Annotated in this window: 2 protein-coding genes and 1 pseudogene; 2 read left to right on the top strand and 1 reads right to left on the bottom strand. The window is 46.3% G+C overall.

Going from position 1 to position 1,849, the window contains the following annotated elements:
• Nucleotides 1-159: pseudogene (locus tag RTY00_RS24385) on the top strand (2-keto-3-deoxy-L-rhamnonate aldolase); the annotation flags it as partial.
• Between the two features lie 110 nt (nt 160-269).
• Here the strand turns inward: RTY00_RS24385 and RTY00_RS24380 are convergent.
• Nucleotides 270-761 (bottom strand): helix-turn-helix domain-containing protein, encoded by a 492-nt coding sequence (locus RTY00_RS24380; RefSeq protein ID WP_312666690.1) that lies wholly within the window; start codon nt 759-761, stop codon nt 270-272.
• 318 nt (nt 762-1,079) lie between these two features.
• Here RTY00_RS24380 and RTY00_RS24375 point away from each other — a divergent pair.
• Nucleotides 1,080-1,849 (top strand): alpha/beta hydrolase (locus RTY00_RS24375; protein ID WP_312666689.1); only part of this gene is annotated, 770 nt, incomplete at its 3' end.

Genomic DNA, 1,849 nt, shown 5'->3' with positions numbered 1-1,849 from the left:
TTTCTGGCAGTGAATCTTGAAATGGCAGAACGCGCCATCAGTTGGGGGGCTAATTTTGTTGCTGTTGGTGTGGATACCATGCTTTATACCGATGCGCTAGATAATCGGCTTGCACATTTTAAAAAGCGTGTAATCGCGCCGAATAAATCGAACTACTAAATGAAAAACGGATGGTGCACCATCCGTTTTTCATTGATGAAATAGATCATTTAATTGAAATGAATAAGTCTGTTGACGTTAAAAGGCGTTAATAAAAGATCAGTTATTTATCAACGCATCACACAACTGAGCCGGGGCAGAAATCTATCGTTGCGCGCTAGTGGCGTAACAATCTCTTTAGCACGCTCTGTGGCATCAAAACCCGCTTGACGACACAGCACACAGGGATCGTTACTTTCACGCATTGCTTGTTTGGTTTCATCATCGAGCTGGCGCTTGCGGCAATACAGCGGCGTGCAGCCCAATACATGCTTAAACGATCGGGTAAAGGATTGCTGGCTTTCGAAATGGTATTTAACCGCCAGACTAATAATCGGCGCGTTGCTATCTTTTAAGTCATTGATGCAGTAAACCAATTTTTTTTTGCGGATGTAGCGTGCCAGCGTTTCATTGTGATAGCGGGCAAAGAGTTTCTGCAAATACCATTTAGAGTAGCCGGACTTCAGTGCAATATCATCAATCGTTAAACGTTGATCCAGGTTAGCCATAATCCATTCGGTTATCGAATCAATTACCCCTTCATTGTATTTTTGCTGTGTCATCATAATCCTCCATTAACACGCACAGAGTGTAATTTAATTAATCTTTCCAATCTGCAATTAATGTAAAGTTTTCTGATTATTGAGCTATTTTGTTATTTGTCATCAAGACCGGTCTTGGTTTTCGTGAATTTACAGGTTTTCTTGTTGTGATGGTGTTGAATATTTATCGTAATAACGAGCGTTATTATTAACTCAAATTTTTCATCACGTTGTGATGCTTAATAGTAAAAGGCGTGTTTTTTTGGCGGCACACTTCATCAATACTTAATGCGAATTAACGTGCCAGACTGAAGGTTTTCACTCTTGAGGAATGGCGCTATGGATTTTTGTTTCAAGCCAAAACAGTCACTTGCCGTTATTCTGGCATCAATGGCGCTCTGTAGTACCGCCCCAGCGATTGCCGCCAATGTGTATGGCGAGCAGTTGGAAGGCTTCAACTATCCCTACCCGCTGCAGCACTTTAACTTCTCCTCGCAGCAGCAAGCGCTGAGTATGGGCTATATGGATGTCAAACCTACGCAGCAGGCCAACGGCAAAACCGTGGTGCTGATGCACGGCAAGAACTTCTGTGGCGCAACCTGGGACGACACCATCAAAGCGCTGAGCCAGAAAGGGTATCGGGTGATTGCGCCGGATCAGATTGGCTTCTGCAGCTCAACCAAACCCGCTAACTATCAATACACTTTCCAGCAGCTGGCGCAGAACACCCATCAGCTGTTGCAGCAGCTGGGTATCGACAACGTCATTATTGTTGGGCACTCGACCGGCGGCATGCTGGCGACGCGCTATGCGCTGATGTACCCACAGCAAACGCAGAAGCTGGTGCTGGTCAATCCCATCGGTTTAGAAGACTGGAAAGCCAAAGGCGCGCCGTGGCGCTCGGTGGATCAGTGGTATCAACGTGAACTCAAGCTGGATGCGGCGGGTATCAAGAAGTATGAACAGCAGACTTATTACAGCGGCCAGTGGAAGCCGGAGTATGACAAATGGGTCGATATGCTGGCCGGGCTCAACAGCGGACCGGGCCACAAGAAAGTGGCGTGGAACTCGGCGTTAATCTACGACATGATTTTCACGCAGCCGGTTTA

The organism is Pantoea sp. CTOTU49201 (assembly GCF_032054795.1).
Taxonomy (GTDB): Bacteria; Pseudomonadota; Gammaproteobacteria; order Enterobacterales; family Enterobacteriaceae; genus Pantoea; species Pantoea symbiotica.
The sequence above is the reverse complement of the archived record's forward strand: the minus strand, read 5'-3'. Positions and strand labels throughout refer to the sequence as shown.